The sequence below is a fragment of the Streptomyces sp. NPDC039736 genome (assembly GCF_055596485.1).
On record NZ_JBVIUQ010000006.1, the window covers coordinates 346,681 to 372,674 of the forward strand.

General features: G+C 72.6%; 18 protein-coding genes. 10 read left to right on the forward strand and 8 right to left on the reverse strand.

All coding sequences use genetic code 11. The annotated features are described in order from the left end of the window. Window positions 1–677 precede the first annotated feature (677 nt). Window positions 678–2,384: a sigma-70 family RNA polymerase sigma factor gene (locus ACZ56L_RS21040; protein WP_471065560.1), complete on the forward strand. Its 1,707-nt coding sequence runs from the start codon at window positions 678–680 to the stop codon at window positions 2,382–2,384. 24 nt (window positions 2,385–2,408) lie between these two features. On the opposite strand, the gene ACZ56L_RS21045 is transcribed toward ACZ56L_RS21040, so the two are convergent. Then, the gene (locus ACZ56L_RS21045; RefSeq protein WP_471065562.1) at window positions 2,409–3,224 is read right to left on the reverse strand and encodes an isocitrate lyase/PEP mutase family protein; all 816 of its coding nucleotides are present in this window, start codon (window positions 3,222–3,224) and stop codon (window positions 2,409–2,411) included. Between the two features lie 230 nt (window positions 3,225–3,454). Here ACZ56L_RS21045 and ACZ56L_RS21050 point away from each other — a divergent pair, with 230 nt between their 5' ends. The 6 genes from ACZ56L_RS21050 (at window position 3,455) to ACZ56L_RS21075 (ending at window position 10,505) form a co-directional block, all read left to right on the forward strand. Beyond that, window positions 3,455–4,465 carry a DUF4190 domain-containing protein gene (locus tag ACZ56L_RS21050; RefSeq protein ID WP_471065564.1) on the forward strand — a complete coding sequence of 337 codons (1,011 nt, stop codon included), beginning with the start codon at window positions 3,455–3,457 and terminating at the stop codon, window positions 4,463–4,465. Window positions 4,466–4,604: 139 nt separating this feature from the next. Next, the gene (locus ACZ56L_RS21055) at window positions 4,605–5,357 is read left to right on the forward strand and encodes a GntR family transcriptional regulator (protein WP_468686195.1); all 753 of its coding nucleotides are present in this window, start codon (window positions 4,605–4,607) and stop codon (window positions 5,355–5,357) included. Between the two features lie 227 nt (window positions 5,358–5,584). Continuing rightward, window positions 5,585–5,764, forward strand: coding sequence for an SPOR domain-containing protein (locus tag ACZ56L_RS21060; RefSeq protein WP_345228619.1), 180 nt, complete (start codon window positions 5,585–5,587; stop codon window positions 5,762–5,764). Between the two features lie 105 nt (window positions 5,765–5,869). After that, the gene (locus ACZ56L_RS21065) at window positions 5,870–6,283 is read left to right on the forward strand and encodes a (deoxy)nucleoside triphosphate pyrophosphohydrolase (RefSeq protein ID WP_471065567.1); all 414 of its coding nucleotides are present in this window, start codon (window positions 5,870–5,872) and stop codon (window positions 6,281–6,283) included. Between the two features lie 276 nt (window positions 6,284–6,559). Beyond that, the gene (locus ACZ56L_RS21070; RefSeq protein WP_345228617.1) at window positions 6,560–6,997 is read left to right on the forward strand and encodes an ATP-binding protein; all 438 of its coding nucleotides are present in this window, start codon (window positions 6,560–6,562) and stop codon (window positions 6,995–6,997) included. 985 nt (window positions 6,998–7,982) lie between these two features. After that, the gene (locus ACZ56L_RS21075; protein WP_401757003.1) at window positions 7,983–10,505 is read left to right on the forward strand and encodes a SpoIIE family protein phosphatase; all 2,523 of its coding nucleotides are present in this window, start codon (window positions 7,983–7,985) and stop codon (window positions 10,503–10,505) included. A gap of 3 nt (window positions 10,506–10,508) precedes the next feature. Here ACZ56L_RS21075 and ACZ56L_RS21080 read toward each other — a convergent pair whose 3' ends face one another. The 7 genes from ACZ56L_RS21080 to ACZ56L_RS21110 all read right to left on the reverse strand — a co-directional run bounded on the left by ACZ56L_RS21080 (window position 10,509) and on the right by ACZ56L_RS21110 (window position 18,930). Next, window positions 10,509–11,219: a PspA/IM30 family protein gene (locus ACZ56L_RS21080; protein ID WP_401756288.1), complete on the reverse strand. Its 711-nt coding sequence runs from the start codon at window positions 11,217–11,219 to the stop codon at window positions 10,509–10,511. Window positions 11,220–11,304: 85 nt separating this feature from the next. Continuing rightward, window positions 11,305–13,377, reverse strand: a complete 2,073-nt coding sequence (locus ACZ56L_RS21085; protein WP_471065569.1) for a TPM domain-containing protein — start codon at window positions 13,375–13,377, stop codon at window positions 11,305–11,307. Window positions 13,378–13,699: 322 nt separating this feature from the next. Then, window positions 13,700–14,590: an arylamine N-acetyltransferase family protein gene (locus ACZ56L_RS21090; protein ID WP_471065571.1), complete on the reverse strand. Its 891-nt coding sequence runs from the start codon at window positions 14,588–14,590 to the stop codon at window positions 13,700–13,702. Window positions 14,591–14,618: 28 nt separating this feature from the next. Continuing rightward, the gene (locus ACZ56L_RS21095; protein ID WP_471065573.1) at window positions 14,619–15,404 is read right to left on the reverse strand and encodes a succinate dehydrogenase/fumarate reductase iron-sulfur subunit; all 786 of its coding nucleotides are present in this window, start codon (window positions 15,402–15,404) and stop codon (window positions 14,619–14,621) included. Then, on the reverse strand, window positions 15,401–17,350 hold the full coding sequence (locus tag ACZ56L_RS21100) for a fumarate reductase/succinate dehydrogenase flavoprotein subunit (RefSeq protein ID WP_471065575.1): 1,950 nt from the start codon (window positions 17,348–17,350) through the stop codon (window positions 15,401–15,403). The genes ACZ56L_RS21095 and ACZ56L_RS21100 overlap by 4 nt, the downstream gene beginning before the upstream one ends. A gap of 2 nt (window positions 17,351–17,352) precedes the next feature. Then, window positions 17,353–18,186: a hypothetical protein gene (locus tag ACZ56L_RS21105; protein ID WP_468686191.1), complete on the reverse strand. Its 834-nt coding sequence runs from the start codon at window positions 18,184–18,186 to the stop codon at window positions 17,353–17,355. Window positions 18,187–18,612: 426 nt separating this feature from the next. Then, a complete protein-coding gene (locus ACZ56L_RS21110) occupies window positions 18,613–18,930 on the reverse strand; it encodes a hypothetical protein (RefSeq protein ID WP_380837211.1) in 318 nt (105 codons plus the stop codon). Between the two features lie 318 nt (window positions 18,931–19,248). Here ACZ56L_RS21110 and ACZ56L_RS21115 point away from each other — a divergent pair, with 318 nt between their 5' ends. From ACZ56L_RS21115 to ACZ56L_RS21125, 3 genes are all read left to right on the forward strand, one after another. Beyond that, window positions 19,249–21,597 carry an ABC transporter family substrate-binding protein gene (locus tag ACZ56L_RS21115; protein ID WP_468686190.1) on the forward strand — a complete coding sequence of 783 codons (2,349 nt, stop codon included), beginning with the start codon at window positions 19,249–19,251 and terminating at the stop codon, window positions 21,595–21,597. A 327-nt stretch (window positions 21,598–21,924) separates the two neighbouring features. Continuing rightward, entirely contained in the window at window positions 21,925–23,829 is a 1,905-nt protein-coding gene (typA, locus tag ACZ56L_RS21120) for a translational GTPase TypA (RefSeq protein WP_345228609.1), read from the forward strand. A gap of 455 nt (window positions 23,830–24,284) precedes the next feature. Further along, window positions 24,285–25,928: a peptide ABC transporter substrate-binding protein gene (locus ACZ56L_RS21125; protein ID WP_345228608.1), complete on the forward strand. Its 1,644-nt coding sequence runs from the start codon at window positions 24,285–24,287 to the stop codon at window positions 25,926–25,928. Window positions 25,929–25,994 lie beyond the last annotated feature (66 nt).

Sequence of the window (25,994 nt, forward strand, 5' to 3'; positions counted from 1 at the left end):
TGGGTGCTGGACCCTGTTGGATGCCGGTCCCTGTCGGGCGCCGGGCCCCTACTGGGCGCCGGGCCCCGTTGGACAGCGGACCCGTCCTTGCCCTCTCCCTTCGCCCCGTCCCTTCGGGCACCGCAGCCGCCCTGCCGCCCTCGCCCCCTTGGACGACGGGGCCGCCCCAAGGGGGCGAGGGGGGTACCCCCTGCTCGAGCGAAGCCGAGAGCTTGGGGGAGGGCGGGCAAGGGGGCGACCCCTCCCGCTCCCGGCTCGCCCGGGTGCCGCCCCGTTGTGTGAGCGCCTGTACCGGGCAACCTCCTCCGCCAGAGCCGTGAGCCCAGCACCTGTGCCGGATGTGTCAGCCCTGTCCTGCGAACGCAGGAGAGGCCCCGGACCCTTCCCCAAGCTCTCAACTTCGTTCGAGCAGGGGAGACCCCGTCCTTTCCCTGAAGCGCTCGCCGCGCGGCCAAGGGGAACGGTTCCCGTGCGGGTGCGTCGTGGCTGCTCACGCAGTTCCCCGCGCCCCTGACGCGGTGCCCCCTCGGCGGGAGGCGGAGAAGTCGGGGGGAGGTTTTTGTTATGGCGGGGGGCGGGGGCGGTCTCCTAGGCGTGGAGCAAGATGCGGGTGCGTGCCGCGTACGCAGGTGCGTAGGCGCGTATCGGGCAATCCGGCGGAGAAGGGGCGGGCAACCGTGAACAGGGAACACGGAGTCGCGCGGGTGCTTGCCGCGCAGAGCGGTGACCCGCAGGCACAGGACGCCCTCGTCGCCGCCTATCTGCCGCTCGTCTACAACATCGTCGGACGCGCCCTGAACGGACACGCCGACGTGGACGACGTCGTGCAGGAGACCATGCTGCGGGCCCTCGACGGACTGCCGTCCCTGCGCATACCCGAGGGCTTCCGGTCCTGGCTCGTCGCCATCGCCATGAACGAGGTGCGCCGGCACTGGCAGCGCGGGCAGACCGACGCCGTGCCGGTGTCGGAGGAGCGCGAGCTCGCCGACCCCGCGGCCGACTTCGTCGGGCTGTCCCTGGTGCGCATGGGGCTGTCCGGGCAGCGGAAGGAGACCGTCGAGGCCACGCGGTGGCTGGACTCCGACGACCGCGCGCTGCTGTCGCTGTGGTGGCTGGAGGCGGCGGGCGAACTGACCCGTGCCGAGGTCGCCACCGCGCTGGACCTGCCGCCCGACCACACCGCCGTCCGTGTGCAGCGCATGAAGGCGCAGTTGGAGGCGTCACGGGTGGTGGTGCGTGCCGTGGCGGCCGTGCCGTCGTGCGGGACGCTGCGGGAGGTGCTCGGCCCCTGGGACGGAGTGCCCTCCGCGCTGTGGCGCAAGCGCATCTCCCGGCACGCCAAGGAGTGCGCCGCCTGCTCGGGGCACCGCACCGGGCTGGTGCCCGCCGAGGGGCTGCTCGCCGGGTTCGGGCTCGTGCCCGTGGCGGCGGCGCTGGCCGCGGCCGTCAGCGCCGCGGTGCGGCGCGGGAGCGGCGGGTTCGCCCCCGTCGCGCACGCCCGGGACGTACCGCCGTACTCGCAGGACCCGCTCCACGGGACTCAGGCAGACACATCACAGCACGGGACGCAGGAGCACGACTTGTCGTACGGCGACGCAGCAGAGAACCAGCAGAGCACCACCCCCCACGGGCCCTCCCGGTCCCAACTGCGGCAGCGGCGCACCCGCAGGAAGCATCAGGTGATCGGCTCGGCAGCCCTGCTGGCGCTCCTGGGCGGCGGTTTCGGGGTGTACCAGATATTTTCGGGCGGCGGCAGCGGCGGGGGCGGGGGCAGCACGAGTGTCGCGGACGCCGCGCGCACCGGCGGGCCGGCCCTCCCGTCGAACCCCGCCCCCAGCGCCACCGCTCCCGTCCCCACCCCCACCCCCAGCGCCTCGGCCGCCCGCACCGCCACGCCGAAGCCCACCAGGTCCGCCGCCACCAAGCCGCCCAAGCCGCCCACCAGGACGCCGTCGAAGGCCGCGCCGCCGCCCAGGCCGCCCCGTACCGACAAGCCCGCCCCGCCCGCGCCCCCCGCCGGGCCCGCGCAGGAGGTCGTACGGCTGCTCAACGAGGAGCGGGCCAAGGCCGGTTGCCCGGCGGTGCGCGGCAACGCGCTGCTGGACACGGCCGCCCAGCGGCACTCCGCGGACATGGTCGCCCGCGGTTACTTCGACCACACCAGCCCCGACGGCGACGGGCCCGGCGAGCGCGTCACCGCCGCCGGGTACAAGTGGTCGACGTACGGCGAGAACATCGCGGCCGGCCAGCGCACCCCCGCCGCCGTCATGAAGGCCTGGATGAACAGCTCCGGGCACCGCGCCAACATCCTCAACTGCGCGTTCAAGGAGGTCGGCATCGGCGTCGCGGACCACCGCTGGACCCAGGTCTTCGGCGCCCGGTAGGGCGGCGGGGGCGGCGGCCGGACGTCAGCGGGGGAGGAGGCCGTTCAGGTCGCCGTAGGGAATGGCGTCCGCGACCGTCCCGTACGTTCCCCGCTCCAGGAGTTCGCGGGTCGCCCGGCGGGCCACCGCGTACGCCGCGGCCGCCACGGTCGAACCGAGGCTGATCCGGGCCACGCCCAGCTCCGCCAGCTCGGCGACGCTCGGGGCGCCCGGACCCACCAGGACGTTCAGCGGGACGTCGACGGCGGCCACCAGCGCGGCGATGACCTGCGGGTCGGTCACCCCGGGGACGAAGACGCCGGACGCGCCCGCGGCCACGTACGCCCGCATCCGCTCGGTCGTCTCCTGGAGGCGGCCGGACTCCTCGCCGAGTCCGAAGAGGTACGTGTCGATGCGGGCGTTGAGGTAGAGGGGCATCCCGGCCTTGTCGGCGGCGGCCCGCGCGGCGGCGATCCGGCCCGTCTGGGCGGCCGGATCGCGGTTGCCGTCCTCCAGGTTGACGCCGACCGCGCCCGCCTCGATCACCTTCGCCACGGTCTCGCCGACGCCCTCCGCGCTCTCGGCGAAACCGCCCTCGATGTCGGCCGTCACCGGCGCCTTCACCGCCGCCGCGATCCGGGCGACCAGGTCCAGGGCCCGGCCACGGTCCAGTACGTCGCCGTCCGGCGAACCCAGGCTCCAGGCGACCCCGGCGCTGGTCGTGGCGACGGCGGGGGCGCCCGCGTCCTCGGCCACCAGGGCACTGGCGACGTCCCACGCGTTGGCGACCAGGAGCGGGGACCCGGGGCGGCGGTGCAGGGAGTCGAGGAGCGTGGCCTTGTCGTACTGCGTCGTCGTCATGGGGACCAGTGCATCAGGTCGGGACGGGCGGCGCTGGCGGTTTTCCGACATGGTCGTGGGCTGCTCCCGGCGGGGCGGCCGGACGGTGTCCGGCAGGCACGGGGCAGGTGACGAGCGGGCCGCCCCGGCAGGCATGGGGGCGTAGGCGCGGACTGCCCCGGCGGGTACGGGGCACGTACGATGCGCCGGGCACCCCGCGCCCCGCACCCCCGACGAGGAGCACCGTACCGATGGCGATACCGCCGCCGCCCGAACAGCCCTGGGACCCGCCCCAGGGGCCGAATCCGCAGGGGCCGAGCCCCCAGGGGCCGAATCCGCAGGGCTCCCCGCCGCACCAGGCGTACGGGCAGGCTCCCGGACCGTACGGTCAGCAGCCTCCGTACGGGCAGCAGGCGCCGTACGGACAGCAGACCCCGTACGGCGCCCAGCCCTACGGCGTCGGTCCCTACGGCATGCCGCCCGTGCCGCCCGCCACCAACGGGCTCGCCATCGCCTCGCTGGTCACCGGCATCGTCTGCTGCGTGCCCCCGCTCGGTCTCGTCCTCGGCCTCATCGCGCTCGCGCAGATCAGGAAGCGCGGCGACAGCGGCAAGGGCTTGGCGGTGACGGGCATCGTGCTGTCCTCGCTCAGCGTCGTGCTCACCCTGGTGACGCTCCTCACCGGCGGGTTCGGGGGCATCCTGCGCGGCCTTGAGCGGGGGGCGGACGGAACCGGCCGTTCCGTCACGGATCTGCGGGTCGGGCAGTGCTTCAACTCCGTCGACGGTTCGCTGGAGGGCACCACCTACCGGGTGGACGTGGTCGGCTGCCAGGAGGAGCACGACGCGGAGGTGTTCGGCACCTTCGACCTGGCCGACTCCCGCACGTATCCCGGCGACGAGAAGATCAGCGCCATCGCCGACCGGCGCTGCTCCGCCGCGCAGGTGACCTACACCGGCGGCTCCGACATCGAGGCGGACTTCTACTACCTGATGCCCGACCGCCGGGGCTGGCGGCTCGGGGACCGGGGCGTCACCTGCGTCTTCGGCAACGAGTCGGGGGAGAAGCTGACCGGTTCGCTGCGCGACGGCGGTGCGGGTGGTGCGGGTGGCACGGGCGCTGCAGGCGGCACGGGTGGTACCGGCAGTACGGGTGGTTCGGGCGGTACGGGAGGGACCGACGGGTCCGGTGGTACGGACGGGACCGGTGGGAGCACCGGGGGTGGCGCGAGCGTCGGTACGGATGCGCAGGAAGAGGTGTAACGCCTCACGCCACTTACCCAAGGAAACATGCCTGCGTGAAGCCGAATCATCACTTCGAGTGAAACTCTGGCCTTTGCTTGTGTTCCAGAACCCACGGTTGCCAGGCTGTTGCTGTCTGTCAACCTGATGGGAGTGGCCAGTGACATTCGGTGAGCAGCCGGCCTATCTGCGCGTGGCGAGGGACCTGCGGCAGCAGATCGCCGACGGGAAGCTGCCGCCGCACACCCGGCTCCCCTCGCAGGCCCGCATCCGTGAGGTCTACGGCGTCTCGGACACCGTCGCGCTGGAGGCGCGCAAGGTGCTGATGGCGGAGGGCCTGGTCGAGGGCAGGTCCGGCTCGGGCACGTACGTCCGGGAGCGCCCGGTGCCGCGCAGCGTCGCCCGCTCCGCCTACCGGGGGCCGGGCTCGACGACGCCCTTCCGGCAGGAGCAGGCGGCCGAGGGCACGCGCGGCACCTGGGAGTCGCGCAGCGAGCAGGTGGAGGCGTCCGCCGAGGTGGCGGTCCGGCTCGGCGTCGAGCCGGGCGAGCGGGTGATGCGCACGAAGTACGTCTTCCGGGACGCGGGGGAGCCGATGATGCTGTCGACCTCCTACGAACCCCTGTCCGTCACCGGGCGGACACCGGTGATGCTGCCCGAGGAGGGCCCGCTCGGCGGCTGCGGGGTGGTCGAGCGGATGGCGGCCATCGACGTGGTCGTGGACAACGTGGCCGAGGAGGTCGGCGCCCGGCCGGGGCTCGCCGAGGAGCTGGCGGAGCTGGGCGGGGTGCCCGGGCATGTGGTGCTGGTGATCGAGCGGACGTACTACGCCTCGGGGCGGGCCGTGGAGACCGCCGACCTGGTGGTCCCGGCGGACCGCTACCGGGTGTCGTACCACCTGCCGGTGCGGTAGCCCGGCACCGGCACGGGAACGCCAATTTCCTTGGCGCGCCCGGCGGTTGGGGTTTTCGAGGGGGCGCGTCCACGCGGACGCGCCCCCTCTTCGGCGTCAACTCCCCAGTATTTCTTGGCCAGATCGGTGCCTCTTTGTGAAAACACATATCCGGTGCGTAAAGGTCAGGCGTAAGGTCGGGCATATGCGTACTGAGGTTTCCTGGGGACCCCTGACGGAGGCGCGCGATGAATGACAACGGCGATCGGCTTCCGTGGTTGGTGGTGCGGCAGGACGACAACGGCAACCGCTATCGCGTGGGGGCGTACGCCACGCGCGCGGAGGCCCAGCAGAGGGCCGACCAGCTCGAAAGCCACGGGCACAAGCAGTTGTACTGGATCGAACAGGCTGCGGCGAAGCAGCAGTGAGGGGGAGGAGCGCGCGCGGCGTGCGGCGGTGAATCCGATCAGTTCCCCGACGCCCGTACCGCGCCCGTGATCCAGCCGGGTGGGCACACCCGTAGGCTCCGCACCATGACGGAAACACTTGTCGTGGGCGGAGCCCTGTGCCATGACGGGCGGCTGCTGGCGGCGCGCCGCAGCGCCCCGCCGGAGCTGGCCGGCCGCTGGGAACTGCCCGGCGGGAAACGCGAGCCGGGCGAGACGCCCGAGCAGGCGCTGGTCCGCGAACTGCGCGAGGAACTGGGCGTCGAGGTCGAGCCGCTGGAGCGCATTCCGGGGCAGTGGCCGCTGAAACCCGGGTACGTGTTCCAGGTCTGGACGGCCCGGCTGCTCTCCGGTGAGCCGCGCCCGCTGGAGGACCACGACGAGCTGCGCTGGCTCGGCCCCGACGAGAGCGACACGGTGGACTGGCTCGACCAGGACCGCCCGGCGGTCGCGGAGGCGGTGCGTCGGCTGCGGGCGGAGGGGTTCGGCGGGGAGGGCTGAGGGTCTGCGGGGTGGCGGACGTTCCGGTCCGGGCCGGTTCCGGGTCGGTTCCGCATTCGTACGACCGCGGGTGCGGCCTCCTCGTACGGGCCGATGCCGCCGGTCACACGGGTCTGAACGGGGCAACGGGACCCAGCGCACGGGCGACCCCGTACGCCGTTCGTGCCACAGTGCGCCCGTTCCCGGGATAGTCGGAGACGGATATCGGGTATGTGCTGATTAACCCCCTGAAAAAGGACACTGCCTCTTTGGGGTCCACTGCTGCTGTTCTGGGATGTGGTCGGCGTGCTGGACATCGAAGGCGCCTGCGCCGAGTGGACCTTCCCCGCTGAGCCCGGCGCGGTGCGCACCGCACGGCACGCGGTGCGCGACGCGCTGCGCGACTGGGGCCTCGAGGAGCTCAGCGACGTCAGTGTGCTGCTGGTCAGCGAGCTGGTGACCAATTCCCTGCGGTACACGTCCGGGCCGATCGGGGTGCGGCTGGTGAGGCTCGCCACCCCCGGGCCCCTGGCCGGAACCGCGACCGCCGCGCCCGTCGTCCTGCGGGTGGAGGTCTCCGATCCGCTTCCGGATCCACCGCGCGAGCGGGCCGCGGGGCCGGACGACGAGGGGGGGCGCGGCATGCAGTTGGTCGCGTGCTCCGCACGGCGCTGGGGAACCCGGCGCGGAAAGAGCGGCAAGACGGTGTGGTTCGAGCTGGCTCTGCCCGGTTAGAAGTGTGAAGGGACTTGAACGATCACGCGACATCCGGGAGGTCCCGGCCGGGCAGTGCGTTACGGCCGAAAAGGGTCGGGTACGGCCCGGGAGGACGTCGCGATCGTGAACGCCGTGCCGTCTGGGGCCGCAGTGCTGAATACTGCGGGCAAGGCCGGTTCCGGTGAGGTGAGCTGGAGGGGACGGTCGTGTGAACGAGATACCGGCGAAGGCGCAGACGCCCGGCGAGGCAGCGGGCGGTGCTCGCGGCGCTGGCGGTGCCCTGGGCACCGGAGGATCGGCCGGGGCCCCAGCGGCGCCCGGACCCACTGGTCCGGACCGGGCGGCGGACGCGCAGCCGACGGCTCCCGAAGGCGTGCCCCGGGGGGCGGACGGCTACGCCGTGGCTGACGGGCCCGATGCCGGGTCGGGCGGTCCGTACCGTACGCACGGTCCACGCGGTACGCACGGTACGCACGGTACGAGGACGAGCGGTGCGGGCGACGACGGCGGCGTGAGCGACGCGGCTCAGGGGCGGACCGCCACCGGGGGAGACCCTGAGCGGGCCGCGACCGGCGAGGACCTTCACCGGGGCACGAGCGCAGCGGGACCCGACCGGGGCGCGAGCGCAGAGGGACCTGACCGGTTCCGGGGCGCAGAAGCACCTGGCCGGTCCGGGAACGCAGAAGGACCTGACCGGAGCCCGACCGCCGAGGGACCCGGCCGGGTCCCGACCGGCGCGGGCCATGACCGGAGTCGGGACGCGGGCGGCGCGGAGGGTACCGGCCTTACGACTGGCGGTGCCGCGGTCGGCGGAGCTGCGGTCGGCGGCATCCGTGACGCGGCAAGCGGCGTCGGCGGGGCCGCGAGCGGTGCCGGTGGGACCCCACGCGATGCCGCGATGGCGGCAAGCGGTGCTGGTGGGACCACGAGCGGTGCCGGTGGGACCCCACGCGGTGCTGGTGAGGCAGCGAGCGGCGCCGGGGCCGCGGAGGGCGGCGGGCCCCTGTGGCAGTCCAGTCCGCCCGGGTCGATCTACGACTACATCAAGATCGCCTCCTTCTCGCTCGGCGCCGACGGCCGCGTCGAGCAGTGGAGCCGCCGGGCCGAGGAGCTCTTCGGGGTGCTCGCCCGGGAGGTCGTGGGGCGGGACCCGGTCGAGGTCTTCATGCCCGAGGAGTACCGCGGGCGCGGTCACCGCGAGGTGGCCGAGATCCTCGACGGCAAGGAGTGGACCGGCCTCGTCCCGTTCCGGATGCCCGAGGCGGCGGCCGGGACGAACGGTGCCGAGGGAGTCGCCGAGATCTATGTGATGCCCAGCGAGACCCAGGCCGGGGAGCGTGGCGCGCTCTGTCTGGTCGTCGACGTGCGCGCCCTGCGCCGGATCGAAACCGACCTCGCCGCCTCGCAGGCCATTTTCGGCCAATCTCCCTTCGGCTTCCTGCTGTTCGGCACGGACCTCACCGTGCAGCGCACCAACCGCCGCTTCGCCGAGGTCTTCGGCGGCGACGCCGACGCGCACCGGGGACGCACCGTCCACGACTACCTCGCCGCCCCCGAGGCCGAGCGCGTCTCCGCCGCCCTGCGCCGGGTGCTCGACACCGGCGACGCCATGACCGACATCCAGATCACCGGCACCGAGCCCGGCAGCGCCGAGCGCCGGCACTGGTCCGTCAACCTCTACCGGGTGCACAGCGGCTCCGGCCGCCCGGTCGGCGTCGCGGGCCTGGCCACCGACGTCACCCGCCGCCACCGGGCCGCCCGCGAGGCCGCCGACGCCCGGCGCAACCTCGCCCTCCTCAACGAGGCGGGCGCCCGGATAGGGAACTCGCTGGACCTGGAGACCACCGCCCGGGAGCTGCTGGGCGTCGCCGTGCCGGGCTTCTGCGACCTGGCGTCCGTCGACCTGTACCAGGGGCTGCTGACGGGCGACGAGGCCCCGCCCGGGGTCACCGACGGCAGCGCCGAGCTGCGCCGGGTCGCGTTCGCCTCGGCCGTCTCCGACGCGCCGCTGGCCGCGCCCGGCTGCGTGGGCCCGGGGGAGGACCCCGCCGACATCCAGGTCGGCTCGGTCCACCGCTATCCCTTCACCACCCCGTGCGCGAAGGCGCTGCGCACCGGACGCGCCCGGGTCGTCCCCGGCGAGGACGGCGAGCTGGTGCACTCCACGATCGCGGTGCCGATGGTCGCCCACGACACGGTGATCGGGCTCGTGCAGTTCTCCCGCACCAAGGGGAGCGAGCCCTTCGGCGAGCGGGACCGGGCGCTGGCCACCGAGCTGGCCTCCCGGGCCGCCGTCTGCATGGACAACGCCCGCCTCTACCGCAGGGAGCACGAGCGCGCGCTGATCCTCCAGCGCAGCCTGCTGCCGCCCGGCGACCCCGAGGCCGCCGGGCTCGACATCGCCTGCCGCTACCTGCCGGGCAACACCGCCACCGAGGTCGGCGGCGACTGGTTCGACGTCATCGAACTCCCCGGCCACCGCACCGCGCTGGTCGTGGGAGACGTGATGGGGCGCGGGCTGCGCGCGGCCGTCGCCATGGGCGAACTCCGTACCGCCGTGCGGACCCTGGCGCTCCTCGATCTCGAACCGGCGGAAGTGCTCAGCGCCCTGGACGAGATCGCCCGCGGACTCGGCACCCCCAGCGGCGCCCAGCAGGCCTCCCGTGCCGCTCACAAGTCCCGGGAGGCGGACCTCTCCGAGGTGTACCTCGCGACCTGCGTGTACGCGGTCTACGACCCGGTCACCCGCCGCTGCACGTTCGCCAACGCGGGCCACCTGCCGCCCGTGGTGGTCGAGCCCGGCGAGGAGCCGCTGCTGCTCGACGTGCCGCCCGGAATGCCGCTGGGCGTCGGCGGCGAACCCTTCGAGGAGGTCGAGGTGGAGCTGCCCGAGGGCTCGCTGCTCGCCCTCTACACGGACGGTCTGGTCGAGTCCCGCGAACACCCCCTGGAGGAGGGCCTGCGCGACTTCCGCACGGCCATGAGCGGGCCGGTCCGCCCCCTGGAGGACGTCTGCGACCACGTCCTGACCACCCTCGACACCCGCCACGGCGAGGACGACATCGCCCTCCTGATGGCCCGCATCCAGGGCCTCCCGGCCGCCTCGGTCGGCGACTGGCGGCTGCCGCGCGAACCGCGCTCGGTGGGCCGGGCCCGCGAACTGGCCCGTGGCCAGCTCGTCTCCTGGGGTCTCGAAGACCTCGTGGACACCACGGAGCTGCTGGTCAGCGAGCTGGTCACCAACGCCCTGCGCTACGGCGAGGGCGAGGTGCGCCTGCGCCTGCTGCTCGACCGCACCCTGGTCTGCGAGGTCTGGGACGCGGGACTCGTCCAGCCCCGGCGCAGGCGGGCCCGCGACACCGACGAGGGCGGCCGCGGCCTCCAGCTCGTCGGGCTGCTCAGTGCGGCGTGGGGGGCCAGGCGCACCCCGCGCGGCAAGACGGTGTGGTTCGAACTGGCCCTGCCGGACGGAAAGTCGGCCGGGCCCGCCGAGCTGACGGTCGACCAACTGCTGAGCATGTACTGAGCGTCAGGCGTTCTTGAGGGCGGCCAGCCTGGCTTCGATCTCCGCGTCGTCGCCCAGGCTGTCCAACTGCTCGAACTGGGCGTCCAGCGAGGAGGCGGCCAGCTCCTGCTTGCCCGCCGCCCGCGCCTCCTCGCGCCGCACCTTGTCCTCGAAGCGGCTCAGCTCGCTGGTCGGGTCGAGGACGTCGATGTTCCGCACCGCGTCCATCATCGAGTTCTGGGCCTGCGCCGACTTCGCCCGGGCCACCAGCTCGTCGCGCTTGGAGGTGAGTTCGCCCAGCTTGGCCTTCATCTTCGTGAGGCCGTCCTTGAGCCCGTTCACCACCTCGGTCTGCGCGGCGATCGTCGGCTCGGCGGTCCTGGCCTCCTTCTCGGCCCGGAGCTGCCGCTGGAGCGCCACCTTCGCCAGCCCGTCGAACCGGTCGGCCTCCGCCGCCGAACCGCCCGCCCGCAGCTCGTCGGCCTTCCTGCTGGCGGCCAGCGCCTTGCCGCCCCACTCGCGGGCGGCGTCCACGTCCTCGCGGTGGTCCTGCTCCAGGAGCCGCAGATTGCCGATGGTGGTGGCGACGGCCTCCTCGGCCTCGGCGATGTTGCCGGTGTAGTCGCGGATGAGCTGGTCGAGCATCTTCTGCGGGTCCTCGGCCTGGTCGATCAGCGCGTTGATGTTGGCCTTGGCGAGCTGGGTGACACGGCCGAGGACGGACTGCTTGGACATGGTCTGCTCCCTGGGGTGAGTGGGGGTGCCGGGTGTACGTGTCATGGGTGCGGCGGTACGCGGTCGCCGTGGCCGGCGGCGCGGCCTAGAACCGTCCTCCGCCTCCCCGGCGGCCCCGGGTGCCGCCGCCGCCGAAGCTGCCGGGACCCGCGCCGCCGCCGAAGCCCCCGCCGCCGAAGCCGCCTCCGTGACCGCCGCCGCGTCCGCCGTTGAGGATGCCGCCCAGGATGATGCCGCCGAGGACGGCCCCGTTCAGGCCGCCTCCGCCGCCGCCGCCGCCCCCGTACGGGCCGCCGAAGCCGCGCACGTCCTGCTCGGCGAGGCTCTGCGCCTCCCGGGCCAGGGCGTCGGCCCGCTGGGCCTCGGCGAGGGCGGCCGGGGCGTCGTCCGTCAGCGCCGCCGACTGCTCCAGGCGGCGCTGGGCCTCCGCGAGCCGGGTGCGGGCCGGGCTGCCCACGGCCCCGCGGTGGGTGGTGATGTAGTCGGCGGCCGCGCCGATCGCGGCGCGCGCGGTGAGGGTGGCCTGCCCCAGGAGGTCCCGGGCCCGCCGTCCGGTGCTCTCGCGCTCCCGGGCCCCGGCGAGGGCCCCGTCCAGCGCGGCGTCCGCCTCCTCGGTCCTGCGCAGGGCGTCGAGCGGGTCGTACTTCCCGGCCCGCATCTCCTCCCGTACGTCGCGCACGACGGCCTCCGCGCGCGCGATGCGCCCTCGCAGGTCGGCCGTGCCGGCGCCCGGGGCCGTACCGCCGAGCAGGCCGCGGGCGTCGGCGAGGTCGGTGTCGGTCTCGGTCAGCGCCCCGGCCAGCTCCTGCTCCGCGTCGGCCAGTTCGCGGGCCCGCCGCTCGACGGCGTCCACCAGGGTGGCGGCCTGGTCGACCGCGCCCTCCGCGGCCCGTACGAGGACGGCTGCCCGGCTGTTGTCCCCGGCGATCAGGACCTGGCGGGCCTGGTTGAGGTTGGCGGTGGCGAACACGAGGCGGTCCTTGGCCTGCTCGACGTGCCCGGCCACGGGGGCCGCGGCGGACGCGGCGTACCGCTCGCGCATCGTGGCGAGGGCGGACTCGGCGGCGCCGGTGCGCCCGGTGAGGTCGCGGAAGGCCGTCTCGGCGGCGTCGAGCGCGGCGGGGGCGTTGCGCTCCAGCTCGCGGAGGTGGTCGAAGGCGTCGGCCTCGGAGTCCAGACGGCGGTTGGCCTCGGCGCACCGGGCGAGGATCTCCTCCAGCATCCTCCGCCTGGTCGGATCGTCCTCGGGGAAGGCGTCGTCGAGCTGCTGCCGCACCCTGAACGCGCTGGTCAGCTCCCCCTTCGCGGACGCGAGCGCCTCGGCGAACGGCCGGGCGGCCTCCTCGCCGAACTGGGCGGTGGCGAAGCCCAGTTCCTCCTCGCTCGTGCGCAGGGCGTCATCCGTCTCGACGAGGGCCTGCTTGGCGCGGCTGTCGAGCTCGGGGAGCGGCGTGAGCGCGGGGGCGGCCCTCTCGGGCCCCGGGGCGCGCTTCCGCCTGCGGCGGCTGAAGGCGTACGCGGCCAGCGCGCCGGCGCCGCCGACGGCGACGACGGGAAGCACGAGATCACCGGCGAAACCGTCCTCCGAACCCGGATCGCGGGTGCCGGGGGTGATGGCGGGGGTGGGCACGGGCCTGCCGTCGAGCACGGCGGCGTATCCGTTCGCCGCGCCGATGGCGGCCCCGGCCCAGTCGTTCTCGCGCAGGGCGGGCTTGACGGCGGTCGCGGAGACCTCGGCGAGCTGGGCGTCGCTGAGCCGGGAGTCCTGGTCGACGGAGTACGCGAACTGCCGGTCCCCGGTGGCGACGGCCAGCAGCACGTCGTCCCGGCCCAGCCCGTTGCGGGTGGCGGTGGTGTCGGCCCAGCTCTGGGCGGAGCGGCCGGAGAAGTTCCGGACGTACACGACGAAGAGCTGGACGCGGTGGTCGGCGTACAGCCGGTCGAGGGCCTGGGCGACCTCGCCGCGTCGTCCGCCGAGGGCGCCGGCCTTGTCGGTGAGCTGGCCGTCCGAGGACAGCCGGACGGGGTCTTCGGCGACCGTCGCGGCCGGGGGCGCGGGGTGCGGCGCGGCGGCGACGGACCACCCGCCCAGCCCGAGGAGGACGGCCAGCAGGGCGGCGGGCCGCGGGACGCGGGAACGGCTCTCGGGAGACGTCACAGAGGCGAGGCTATGTCGCCCTCACCACCCCCGCGACCGGGAGCGCCGGGACCGGAGCGTGCGGGACGCGGTGTCGGAGGGGGCCGCGGGAGGGGGCGGGTCAGGTGCGGGCGGGGGCGGCCGTGGCGGGCCACCGGCACCGGAGGCGCCGGGGAGGCCGGCGCCGTCCGGGCGAGTACGGCGAAACCGCCCGCCCAGCCCGTCGCCTGCCCGATCCGTCGCCTGCCCGGCCCGCCGTCTGTGCGGCCGGGCGGTCCGGTCCGTGCCCCGGGCGGCCTGGGAAAATCCCGCCCTGTCCATGAGACGTCGTACCCCGTGGGCGTCAGGCGCTCACGCGGGAGGCCGCCGCGTTGGCGGCCAGCCGCGCCACCAGCAGCCGCGCCTCTTCCTCGCCCTGCTGGATGCCGAAGGTCTCCGCCAGCACCCCGGGGACCTCCGCGGGTTCCAGGTCGCGGGTCACGGCCGGAAGGCCGCCGCCGGCGGTGCTGGTCGTCAGGCGCAGCTCGTCCAGGATGTGCAGGGCGCCGGGCAGCACGCGCTGCGCGTACAGCCGGTGGCTGAACGGCGAATGGGAGCTGGTCGCCACGAAGTGGTTCGACGCCCGGAAGTCGACCGGGTACTGCGGAGTGAGGGTGAAGTTGTGCCGCACCATCCAGCCGTCCCCGTCCCCGTCGGCCTCCGACCCGGACGCGGGTTGCAGCAGTTCCCACCCCCGCGCGCCGGGCGTGATCTCCGCCCGCTCGCGCAGCCGGTAGCGCCAGCCGTCCTGCTCGACCTCGCTGCCCGCCCCGCCCGGAACCAGCTCGACCGGCTCCAGCATGGACGCCCCGAAGCCGACGTCGCACAGCCACCGCCGCCCGTCCAGCTCCACGACGAGCAGCGCGTGCGTGGCGGGCAGCATCTTCTCGCTGCCCATCACGACCCGCCCCTGCACCGCGAAGAACTCGAACCCGAACGCCTCCAGCACGGCCGCGAACAGCGACACGTGCTCGAAGCAGTACCCGCCGCGCCCGCCGGCCACCAGCTTGTCCTGGAGCGAGGACAGGTCCAGCGGCACGTCGTGGTGGAGCATCGCGTCGACGGTGCTCCACCGCAGCTCCAGCACATGCCCGCGGTGCAGCGCCCGCAGGGCCTCCAGAGAGGGCTCGCGCGGCCCCTCGTAACCGGTCTTCTTCAGGTACGCGTCCAGATCGAGCGCTTCGCTGTTCCACATGCCTGGTCCAGCGCACGGCGTCCCGGGGCTATTCCGGCCGCCGCCGGATCTTGTCGCCGAGCCAGACCAGCGGGTCGTACTTGCGGTCGGCCGCCCGTTCCTTCAGGGGGATCAGCGCGTTGTCCGTGATCTTGATGTGCTCCGGGCACACCTCCGTGCAGCACTTGGTGATGTTGCAGTAGCCGAGCCCGTGCTCCTCCTGGGCGGTGCGCCTGCGGTCGAGACCGGACTCCGCCGCCGCGTCCAGCGGATGCATGTCCAGCTCGGCGATCCGCATCAGGAAGCGGGGGCCCGCGAAGGCCGTCTTGTTCTCCTCGTGGTCGCGCACCACGTGGCAGGTGTCCTGGCACAGGAAGCACTCGATGCACTTCCTGAACTCCTGCGACCGCTCCACGTCCACCTGTCGCATCCGGTACTCACCGGGCGCGACCCCCTCGGGCGGCACGAAGGCGGGCACCTCGCGGGCCTTCTCGTAGTTGAAGGACACGTCCGTCACCAGGTCCCGCACGACCGGGAAGGCGCGCAGCGGCGTCACCGTGATCGTGTCGGAGGGGGTGAAGGTCGACATGCGGGTCATGCACAGCAGCCGGGGCCGCCCGTTGATCTCCGCGCTGCACGAACCGCACTTGCCGGCCTTGCAGTTCCAGCGCACGGCCAGGTCGGGCGCCTGGGTGGCCTGGAGCCGGTGGATGATGTCGAGGACGACCTCGCCCTCGTTCACCGCGACCTTGAAGTCCTCGAGTCCGCCGCCTGCCGGACTCCCGCGCCAGACCCTGAAGTCGGCGACGTACTTTGCGGATGCCGCGTTCGTCACTCGGACAGCTCCTCTTCGGCGAGGTACTTGACCAGCTCCTCCTTCTCGAAGAGGGCGAGCAGGTCCGGGCGGATGGGCTCGGTCGTCGTGCTGACGAGTTCGATCTGGCCGCGCACCGGGTCGGTGGCGGCGAGTCCGCCGGTCGGGTCGGCGGGGCGGCACAACAGGTTCACCGGCCGCCAGGCGCGGTCCATCGCGGGGAAGTCCTCCCGGGTGTGGCCGCCGCGGCTCTCGGTGCGCTCCAGGGCGGCACGCGCGACGCACTCGCTGACCAGCAGCATGTTGCGCAGGTCGAGCGCGAGGTGCCAGCCGGGGTTGAACTGCCGGTGCCCCTCCACCCCGGCGCGCCGCGCCCGTACCCGCAGCTCGGCCAGCTTCTCCAGGGCCTGCTCCATCTCGTGCTCCCGCCGGATGATGCCGACGAGGTCGTTCATGGTCTGCTGGAGCTCCTGGTGGAGGGTGTACGGATTCTCCGGCGGCCGTCCCGCCTCCGCGGAGCCCGGCTCGGGCCCCTCGGCGCTGAACGGGCGCAGGGCCTCGGCCGCCGCCGCGTCGACCTGGGTCCCGTCGACGGCCGGCCGTGCGGCGCCCAGGTGCTCGGCGGCGTGCTGGGCCGCGTACAGTCCGGCCCGCCGCCCGAAGACCAGCAGGTCGGACAGCGAGTTGCCGCCGAGCCGGTTCGAGCCGTGCATGCCCCCCGCCACCTCACCGGCCGCGAAGAGCCCCGGCACGCCGCGGGTGGCGGCGGTGTCGGAGTCCACGGCGACGCCCCCCATCACGTAGTGACAGGTGGGCCCGACCTCCATGGCCTCGGCGGTGATGTCCACGTCCGCCAGCTCCTTGAACTGGTGGTACATCGACGGCAGCCGCCGCCGGACGGTCTCGGCGGGCATCCGCGTGGACACGTCCAGGTACACCCCGCCGTGCGGCGACCCCCGGCCCGCCTTCACCTCGGAGTTGATGGCGCGCGCGACCTCGTCGCGGGGGAGCAGCTCGGGCGGGCGCCGGTTGTGGTCCGGGTCCTCGTACCAGCGGTCGCCCTCCTCCTCGGACTCCGCGTACTTCTCCTTGAAGACGTCCGGCACGTAGTCGAACATGAACCGCTTGCCGTCCGAGTTGCGCAGTACGCCGCCGTCGCCGCGCACGGACTCGGTGACCAGGATGCCCTTCACCGACGGCGGCCAGACCATCCCCGTCGGGTGGAACTGCACGAACTCCATGTTCAGCAGCGGCGCGCCCGCGAGCAGGGCCAGCGCGTGCCCGTCGCCCGTGTACTCCCACGAGTTGGACGTCACCTTGAAGGACTTCCCGATGCCGCCGGTGGCGAGGACGACGCTCGGCGCCGCCAGCACGAAGAACCGCCCGGACTCCCGCTCGTAGCAGAACGTCCCCGAGACCCGCTCCCCGTCCTTGAGGATGCGGGTGACGGTGCACTCCTGGAAGACCTTCAGCCGGGACTCGTGGTCCCCGGACTGCCGGAAGTCCTCCTGCTGCAACTGCACGATCTTCTGCTGGAGCGTGCGGATCAGCTCCAGCCCGGTCCGGTCCCCGACGTGCGCCAGCCTCGGGTACTCGTGCCCGCCGAAGTTGCGCTGCGATATCCGCCCGTCGGCGGTCCGGTCGAAGAGCGCCCCCCAGGTCTCCAGCTCCCAGACCCGGTCGGGCGCCTCCTTCGCGTGCAGCTCCGCCATCCGCCACTGGTTGAGGAACTTCCCGCCCCGCATCGTGTCCCGGAAGTGCACCTGCCAGTCGTCGCCGGAGTTCACGTTTCCCATGGACGCGGCGATGCCGCCCTCGGCCATCACGGTGTGCGCCTTGCCGAACAGTGACTTGCAGATCACCGCCGTACGCGCGCCCTGCTCGCGCGCCTCGATGGCGGCGCGCAGTCCCGCCCCGCCCGCGCCGACCACGACGACGTCCCACTCCTGCCGCTCCAGCTGAGTCATCTTTAGAAGAACCTCGGATCCTCGAAGGCGCCGGAAGCGACGAGATAGACGTAGAAGTCGGCGACGGCCACGCTGACCAGCGAGGCCCAGGCCAGTTGCATGTGGCGGGCGTTCAGCTTCCCGGCCCAGCTCCACAGCCGGTACCGCACCGGATGTCTGGAGAAGTGCCTGAGCCGTCCGCCGACGATGTGCCGGCAGGAGTGGCAGGAGAAGGTGTACGCCCAGATCAGGACGATGTTGACGAGGAAGACCAGGGTCCCGAGCCCCATGTGCCCCCACGCGTAGCCCGCGTCCCGGAAGGCCAGGACGGTGTCGTACGTCAGAATCCCGGCGACGGGGACGGCGGCGTAGAAGAAGTACCGGTGGACGTTCTGCAGCACCAGGGGGAAGCGGGTCTCCCCGGAGTACTTCTTGTGCGGCTCGGCGACGGCGCAGGCGGGGGGCGAGGCCCAGAAGCCGCGGTAGTAGGCCTTGCGGTAGTAGTAACAGGTCAGGCGGAAGCCGAGCGGGAAGATCAGGACGAGCAGCGCGGGGGAGAGGCCCCACCAGCTCCCGAAGACCTCCCAGTTGGGGCCGCCCTTCATGGGGACGCAGTTCTCGGCGAGGCAGGGGGAGTAGAAGGGGGAGACGTAGGGGGCGGCGTAGTAGTGCTCGTTGGCGAAGGCCCGCCAGGTCGAGTACACGACGAAGGCGAGGAGGCCGGCCGCGGTCGCCGCGGGGGCGAGCCACCAGCGGTCGGTGCGCAGGTGCCGGGCGGCGATCCGGGCCCGGCCCGGGGAGTGGACGCCGGTCCGCGCACCCGCGGTACCGGCTCTGGGTTCGGTGCCTGTGGCCAACGGGGGCTCCAGGGGTCTCGGGGTCGACTGGGCGGAGAGCGGAACGGGTGCTCGTCCGTGCCCCGTCGGGGGCGCGGGGCTGTGCTCGATCTGCGGCTCCGCCGCGCGGGCGCTCTTTCCGTGCCCCGGTAGGGGCGCAGGGAACTGCGCGACCAGCCACGACGCACCCGCACGGAACCGTTTGACCGCCCCGCGGGTTCAGGTGAAGGGGCGGGGCTGGGGACCTGCCTTTCCGGTACGGACGGTGCCGGGCCCCTGCTGGACGGCCGTCCGGAACAGGGCCCGGCCGGGGCCGGAAGCGGGAGGGGTCGCCCCCTTGCCCGCCCGTCCCGCCTCTGGGAGGCGGCCCCGCCGCCCAAGGGGGCCGGCCGGAGTCGGGAGGAGCAGGGCCCCACGGGCCGAACCGCCCCCCGCCCCGAGGGGGGCTCAGGGGGCGCGACGGTCCCGCGCCCCCAGCCCCTCGTCGTCCGAGTCCGTCCACAGCGCGCTGTCGTACGGCGCATCCGGAATCGTGATCAGCTCCGGCCGAGCCGGCCCCCGCCTCCCCGCGGACCCGCCCCCCGCCGCCGCCAAGGCGCTCAGCATCGCCACGCTCTCCCTCAGATGCGCCGCATCCGTCCGCACCCGCCGCACGTCCAGCGGGTGGCTCTCGCCGAGCCCGGCCCGCCCGGTCAGCGTCAGCACCGACCGTTCCAGCCGGTCCAGACAGTCCTGAAGGTCCGTCAATTCCTCGTGCAGGGACATGGTTTGGCCTCGCTTCCGCCGTGCGCTCACGCAACGCCCATGCGCCTGGAGTGTCGCGCGTCACATCCCCCCTTGTGAAGGGTGCGTACGCCGGTGCGCGCAGCGCGCCCGTCCCGCGCACCCCACCGGCCCCCGCCGGATTGCGCCGCACGGGTGCCCTTCCCCGAATGCCCGACGTGTCGTCACCGCCGCCCCGCGCGAGGTCCTTTTCAGTGGGCGACAAGGACGACAAGTGTGATCACCCCAATAACCGCCCGAACGTGAAACTCAACCGCCCCTTCCGGCAGGAACGGCCGGGTCAGCCTGGAGGTACCAGCCATGTCCGACGCCGCGATCCCGCGCGCGCCCCGCGCCAGGCGCACCCGGCGTGCCCCGCGCCCCGCGACCCTCCTGGTCTGCGGAGTGCTCGTGCTGCCCATGCTGGCCGGCTGCGGCGGAGCGTCGGACGAGCAGCCCGGCGGGGCGGTGCCCGTGGCCGCCGACCTCGCCGCGGCCGACCGCGAGCAGGTCGCCGACGGAGGCACCCTCCACTGGGCCGTCGACTCCGTCCCCGCCACCTTCAACGCCTTCCAGGCGGACGCCGACGCCACGACCACGCGCGTCGCGGGCGCGGTGCTGCCCGCCCTGTTCGTGCTCGACGCGGCCGGCAAGCCGCAGCGCAACCCCGACTACCTGGAGGACGCCTCGGTCGTCGAGCGCGAACCCAAGCAGGTCGTCCTCTACCGGATCAACCAGCAGGCCGTCTGGGGCGACGGCCGCGAGATCGGCGCCGCCGACTTCGTCGCCCAGTGGCGGGCCCTGCGCGGCAAGGACTCCGCGTACTGGACCGCCCGCAACGCCGGTTACGAACGCATCGAGAAGATCGAGCGCGGCGCCAACGACCTCGAGGTGCGGGTCACCTACGCCCGCCCGTACGCGGACTGGCGCTCCCTGTTCACCCCGCTGTACCCCAAGGAGGTCATGGGCACGCCCGAGGCCTTCAACGAGGGCGCCCGCACGAAGCTGCAGTCGACGGCGGGCCCGTTCCGCCCGGTGAAGCTGGACCGCGAGGACGGCTCGGTCGTGCTGGAACGCAATCCGCGCTGGTGGGGGCAGCCCGCCAAGCTGGACAAGCTCGTCCTGCGGGCCGTGCCGCGCGGCGAGCGCGCCGAGGCCCTGGCCGACGGTCGCGTCGACATCGCCGAGGTCGACCGGCGGGCCGCCGACCGGATCGCGCTGGCCGCCAAGGAGGCGGGCCGGGCCCCCACGGCCCACGGCCCCGGCTCCACCACCAGCGCCGCCGACGCCCTGCGTTCCTGGGCGCGGGCGCACGGCGCGGTCGACGAGGAGACCGCCGAGGCCGAGCAGGAGGCCCGCAGGAAGAAGCAGGCCGAGATCCGGTCGTACGCGAAGCAGCAGCGCGCGCTGCGCGCCTTCACCGTACGGAAGTCCCTGGAGCCCGCCTACACGCAGCTCGCGATGAACGGCACCTCGGGGCCGCTCGCCGACGAGCGGGTGCGCCGGGCGGTGGCCCGCGCCCTGAACCGCGAGGAGCTCGCCGCGTCGGTGCTGGCCCCGCTGGGCCTGCCCGCCGCCCCGCTCGGCAGCCACCTGGCGCTGGCCGGCCAGGAGGCGTACGCCGACGGCAGCGACGCCCTCGGCTCCCAGGACGCCCAGGCCGCGCAGGCCCTCCTCGCCGACGCGGGCTTCACCACGGGCGGCGCGGGCAACCAGACCGCCGCGAGCGCCCCGCGGAAGGAGGCCCCGAAGAAGAAGGACGGCGACGAGACCTCCGACGAAGCCTCCGACGAGGTTTCCGACGAGGGCCTGTACATCGTCGGCGACGACAAGCCGGGCGACGGCGGTCCCGCCGAGTCCGGCGGCTACGTCCTGGCCCCGGCCGCCGGGTCCGCCTCCCTGCTCTCCCCGCCCCTGGTCCTCGCGCACGGCACGCCGCGGGAGGACGGCCGGGCGCGGTCCGAGTACCGCGACCACAAGGAGCGGGCGGACGGCAAGACCGAGGCCAAGGAGAAGAAGAAGGGCGGCATGGCCGGCGCCTACGCCCCGCGCGGCACCGCCGCCCCCGCGGCGGCCGGTGCGGCGGGCGCCGCCGCGGCCGGGCCCCGCGCGGTCGGCAAGGACGGCAAGCCGCTGACCCTGCGCTTCGTGCTGCCCGCCGACCCCGGCTCGGCCGCCCTGCGCGCGGTAGGCGAGCGGATCGCGCGGATGCTCCGGTCCATCGGGGTGCGCACCGAGATCAAGAAGGTCGAGGACGCGAGCTACTTCAAGGACCACATCGCCTCCGGCGACTACGACCTGGCGCTCTACTCCTGGCCCGGCACCGCCTACCCCGCCACCGACGCCCGGCCGATCTTCGCCAAGCCGGAGCCCGCGGCGGACGGCTCGCTGTTCGTCGAGCAGAACTACACCCGGGTCGGCACCGACCACATCGACCAGCTCTTCGACCGGGCGGCGGCCGAGCTGGACGAGGAGGCGGCCCGGGAGCTGCTGAAGCAGGCCGACGAACGGATCTGGGCGGCGGCCGGGTCCATTCCGCTCTACCAGCGCCCCGAGCTGGTCGCGGTGAAGCCGAAGCTGGCGAACACGGGCGCCTTCGGCTTCTCGGCCCCCCGCTACCAGGACATCGGCTTCAAGAAGCCCGATTCGGCCAAAGATGACGGCAAGTAATCGGAAATAACCGCTGCATCGCAGGTCAGAGCCCATCTCGGGATCTGAGAACCCACCGTGAATCAGCCCCGTTTCCTTGCCCGCCGAGCCTTCGGCGGGCAAGGTCGTTCCCGACTCCTTGACCCGTCAGTCCGCACCCCCCGCACCCTTCGCGCAGGTCACCCCCGCCCACCCCGGCGAACCCCTGGCGAGCACCGTACCGATCGGCCCGGGAAGCCCGTCCCGCGTGCGCCCCGTACCATGGGGTAAGCCGTGGCGCGTCCGCCCGGTGGGCGTACGAGGAACGAGACGCCGCATCCCCCGATCGAGAGAAGCGTTTAGCAACCCATGCCCACGCGCCACGACATCCGTAACGTAGCCATCGTCGCCCACGTCGACCACGGCAAGACGACCATCGTCGACGCCATGCTCAAGCAGGCCGGCTCCTTCGCCGCGCACGCCTCTGAGTCGCTCGACGACCGCATGATGGACTCGAATGACCTGGAGCGTGAGAAGGGCATCACGATCCTGGCCAAGAACACCGCGGTGAAGTACCACCCGAAGGATGGCGGCGACGTCATCACCATCAACATCATCGACACCCCGGGCCACGCCGACTTCGGCGGCGAGGTCGAGCGCGGCCTGTCGATGGTGGACGCGGTCGTCCTGCTCGTCGACGCCTCCGAGGGCCCGCTGCCGCAGACGCGCTTCGTGCTCCGCAAGGCCCTCCAGCAGCGCCTGCCCGTCATCCTGTGCATCAACAAGACGGACCGCCCGGACTCCCGGATCGACGAGGTCGTCAACGAGACGTACGACCTGTTCCTGGACCTGGACGCGGACGAGGACCAGATCGAGTTCCCGATCGTCTACGCCTGCGGCCGTGACGGCATCGCCTCGCTGACCAAGCCGGAGGACGGCACCGTCCCCGCCGACAGCGACTCGCTGGAGCCGTTCTTCTCCACCATCCTCCAGCACGTCCCGGCCCCCGAGTACGACGAGGCCGCCCCCCTCCAGGCGCACGTCACCAACCTGGACGCCGACAACTTCCTCGGCCGCATCGCGCTGCTCCGCGTCGAGCAGGGCGAGCTGCGCAAGGGCCAGACGGTGGCCTGGATCAAGCGCGACGGCACGATCTCCAACGTGCGCATCTCCGAGCTGATGATGACCGAGGCGCTCACCCGCAAGCCCGCCGAGGTCGCGGGCCCCGGTGACATCTGCGCCGTGGCCGGCATCCCGGAGATCATGATCGGCGAGACCCTGGCCGACCCGGAGAACCCGATCGCGCTCCCGCTGATCACGGTCGACGAGCCCGCCATCTCCATGACCATCGGCACCAACACCTCCCCGATGGTCGGCCGCGGCGGCACGGGCAAGGGCGCGGACGCCAAGTCCGCCGTCAAGGACCGCAAGGTCACCGCCCGCCAGGTCAAGGACCGCCTGGACCGCGAGCTCATCGGCAACGTCTCGCTCCGCGTCCTGGACACCGAGCGCCCCGACGCCTGGGAGGTGCAGGGCCGCGGCGAGCTGGCGCTGGCCATCCTGGTCGAGCAGATGCGCCGCGAGGGCTTCGAGCTGACCATCGGCAAGCCGCAGGTCGTCACGCAGCTCATCGACGGCAAGGTGCACGAGCCGGTCGAGCGCATGACGGTCGACGTCCCCGAGGAGCACATGGGCGCCGTCACGCAGCTCATGGGCGTCCGCAAGGGCCGCATGGACAACATGTCCAACCACGGCTCCGGCTGGGTCCGCATGGAGTTCGTCGTCCCGTCCCGCGGCCTCATCGGCTTCCGTACGGAGTTCCTGACCAGCACCCGCGGCACCGGCATCGCCCACTCGATCCACGAGGGCCTGGAGCCGTGGTTCGGCCAGCTCGTGACCCGTAACAACGGCTCCCTGGTCGCCGACCGCGCCGGCACGGTCACGCCGTTCGCGATGATCAACCTCCAGGAGCGCGGCGTCCTGTTCACCGACCCCGGCACCGAGGTGTACGAGGGCATGATCATCGGCGAGAACTCGCGCGCCGACGACATGGACGTGAACATCACCAAGGAGAAGAAGCTCACCAACATGCGTGCCGCTTCCGCCGACACCACCGAGAACGTGGTGCCGCCGCGCAAGCTGTCGCTGGAGCAGTCCCTGGAGTTCTGCCGCGACGACGAGTGCGTCGAGGTGACCCCGGAGGCCGTGCGCATCCGCAAGGTCGTCCTGGACGCCAAGGAGCGCGGCCGCACGGCTTCGCGCGCCAAGCGCTAGGCACTCCCGCCGGGCGGCCGCCCGGCCGGGGAGCCGGAGGCCCGACACTCGTCAGAGTGTCGGGCCTCCGGGCTGTCCGGGCAAGATCCAACCGTCCCGTACCGACCCGTCGGTCAAGTCGTTTTCGCGGGCCATGTGTCCGGATATCGATCAACACTCTCCGGAAGTTGCGTTAACAGTCCGTTTCGGGGGTGTCTGTCTGGGCTCACTTTGTCCGGATTTCGGGCAGTGGGCGATAAGTGATGTTGTCAAAACGAGACCCTTTAAGTGTGGTTTACGGTCCGGACGTACTTAATAGTTGGCTCCACTGAGCTCGGGTCAATGGGTTGGGCGCTGTGGGGAGCGCCGACTCACGAGCACACTGGGGCACCAGAATCTTCTCGCCGTCAGGGGTGTCGGCGAGTGCACCTGTGCCCTCTCTTGCAGTTAACAAGTGGACTCATGAGGAGGAACCCATGCGCGGTGCCAAGAGCGCCAAGTGGGTCGCAGGCGCGATAGTCGTGGCTCTGGCCGCTACCGCCTGCGGTGGCAACGAGAAGAAGAGCGGCGGCGGCATGAGCGAGGGGAAGGCCGACCCGAACGGGATCCTGGTCGCCCAGCTCAGCGAGCCGCAGAACCCGCTCCAGCCGGCCAACGCCAAGGAGAGCCAGGGCAGCCGCGTGCTGCGCACGGTCTTCTCCGGCCTGGTCGACTACGAGCCCGGCACCGGCAAGCTGGAGATGGTCAACGCCGAGTCCGTCACGCCGAACGAGGACTCCAGCGTCTGGACCGTCAAGCTGAAGCCCGGCTGGAAGTTCCACGACGGCACCCCGGTCAACGCGCAGTCCTACGTGAAGTCGTGGAACTGGTCGGCCAACGTCAAGAACAACCAGACCAACTCCAGCTGGTTCCAGGACATCAAGGGCTACGCCGATGTCCACCCGGAGAAGGGCGACCCGACCAAGACCGAGATGGAGGGTCTGAAGGTCGTCGACGAGAACACCTTCACGATCAACCTGACCGGCCCGGTCTCGTACTTCGCCTACAAGCTCGGCTACGACGTCTGGGCGCCGCTGCCGGAGTCCTTCTTCAAGGACCCGAAGGCCGCCGGCCAGAAGCCGATCGGCAACGGCCCGTACAAGTTCGAGTCGTGGGAGCACAACAAGGTCATCAAGGTTCGGAAGTTCGACGGTTACCAGGGCCCGAACAAGGCCAAGAACGGTGGCATCGACTTCAAGAACTACACGACCGCGGAGTCGGCCTACTCGGCACTGCGTTCGGACCAGCTCGACTGGATCGAGCAGGTCCCGGTCACCGCGCTGAAGAACTACAAGCAGGACCTCGGCGACCGCGCGATCGACCAGGAGTACTCGGCCGTCCAGTCGATCGTCCCGGCGTTCTACACGGACCAGTTCAAGGGCATCAACCCGAAGGTCATCCAGGGCCTCTCGATGGCGATCGACCGCGAGACGATCACCAAGACGGTGCTCAACGGCACCCGTGAGCCCGCGGACTCCTACGTCGCCCGCGGCGTGCTCGGCTACAAGGCCGGCGCCCTCGGCGACATCACGAAGTTCGACGCGGCCAAGGCCAAGGCGCTCATCACCGAGGGCGGCGGCGTCCCGGGCAACAAGATCTCGATCCAGTTCAACGCCGACCAGCCGCACAAGGCGTGGGTCGACGCGGTCTGCAACTCCATCCGCCAGGCCACCGGCGTCGAGTGCGTCGGCGACTCGAAGCCGGACTTCGCGACCGACCTGAACGCCCGTGACGGCAAGAAGGTCAAGTCCATGTACCGCGGTGGCTGGGTGCTCGACTACCCGGTCAACTCGAACTTCATGCGTGACCTGTACGGCACGACGGCCGCCGGCAACACCAGCGGTTACTCCAACAAGGAGTTCGACGAGCTCGCCGCCAAGGCCGACAAGGCCAAGACGCTCGACGAGACCGTGAAGATGTACCAGGACGCCGAGCAGCTCCTGGCGAAGAACATGCCGGCCATCCCGCTGTGGTTCTACAAGAACAACTCGGGCCAGTCCAAGAACGTGTTCGGCAAGATCGTGTACGGCCAGGACGGCGACCCGATCTTCACCGACGTTCAGGTCAAGGCCAAGAAGTAAGTCTTCTCAGAACCGGCCTGCCGGCGCCGCCCCTGTCCGGGGGCGGCGTCGGCAGGCAGGCGTAGG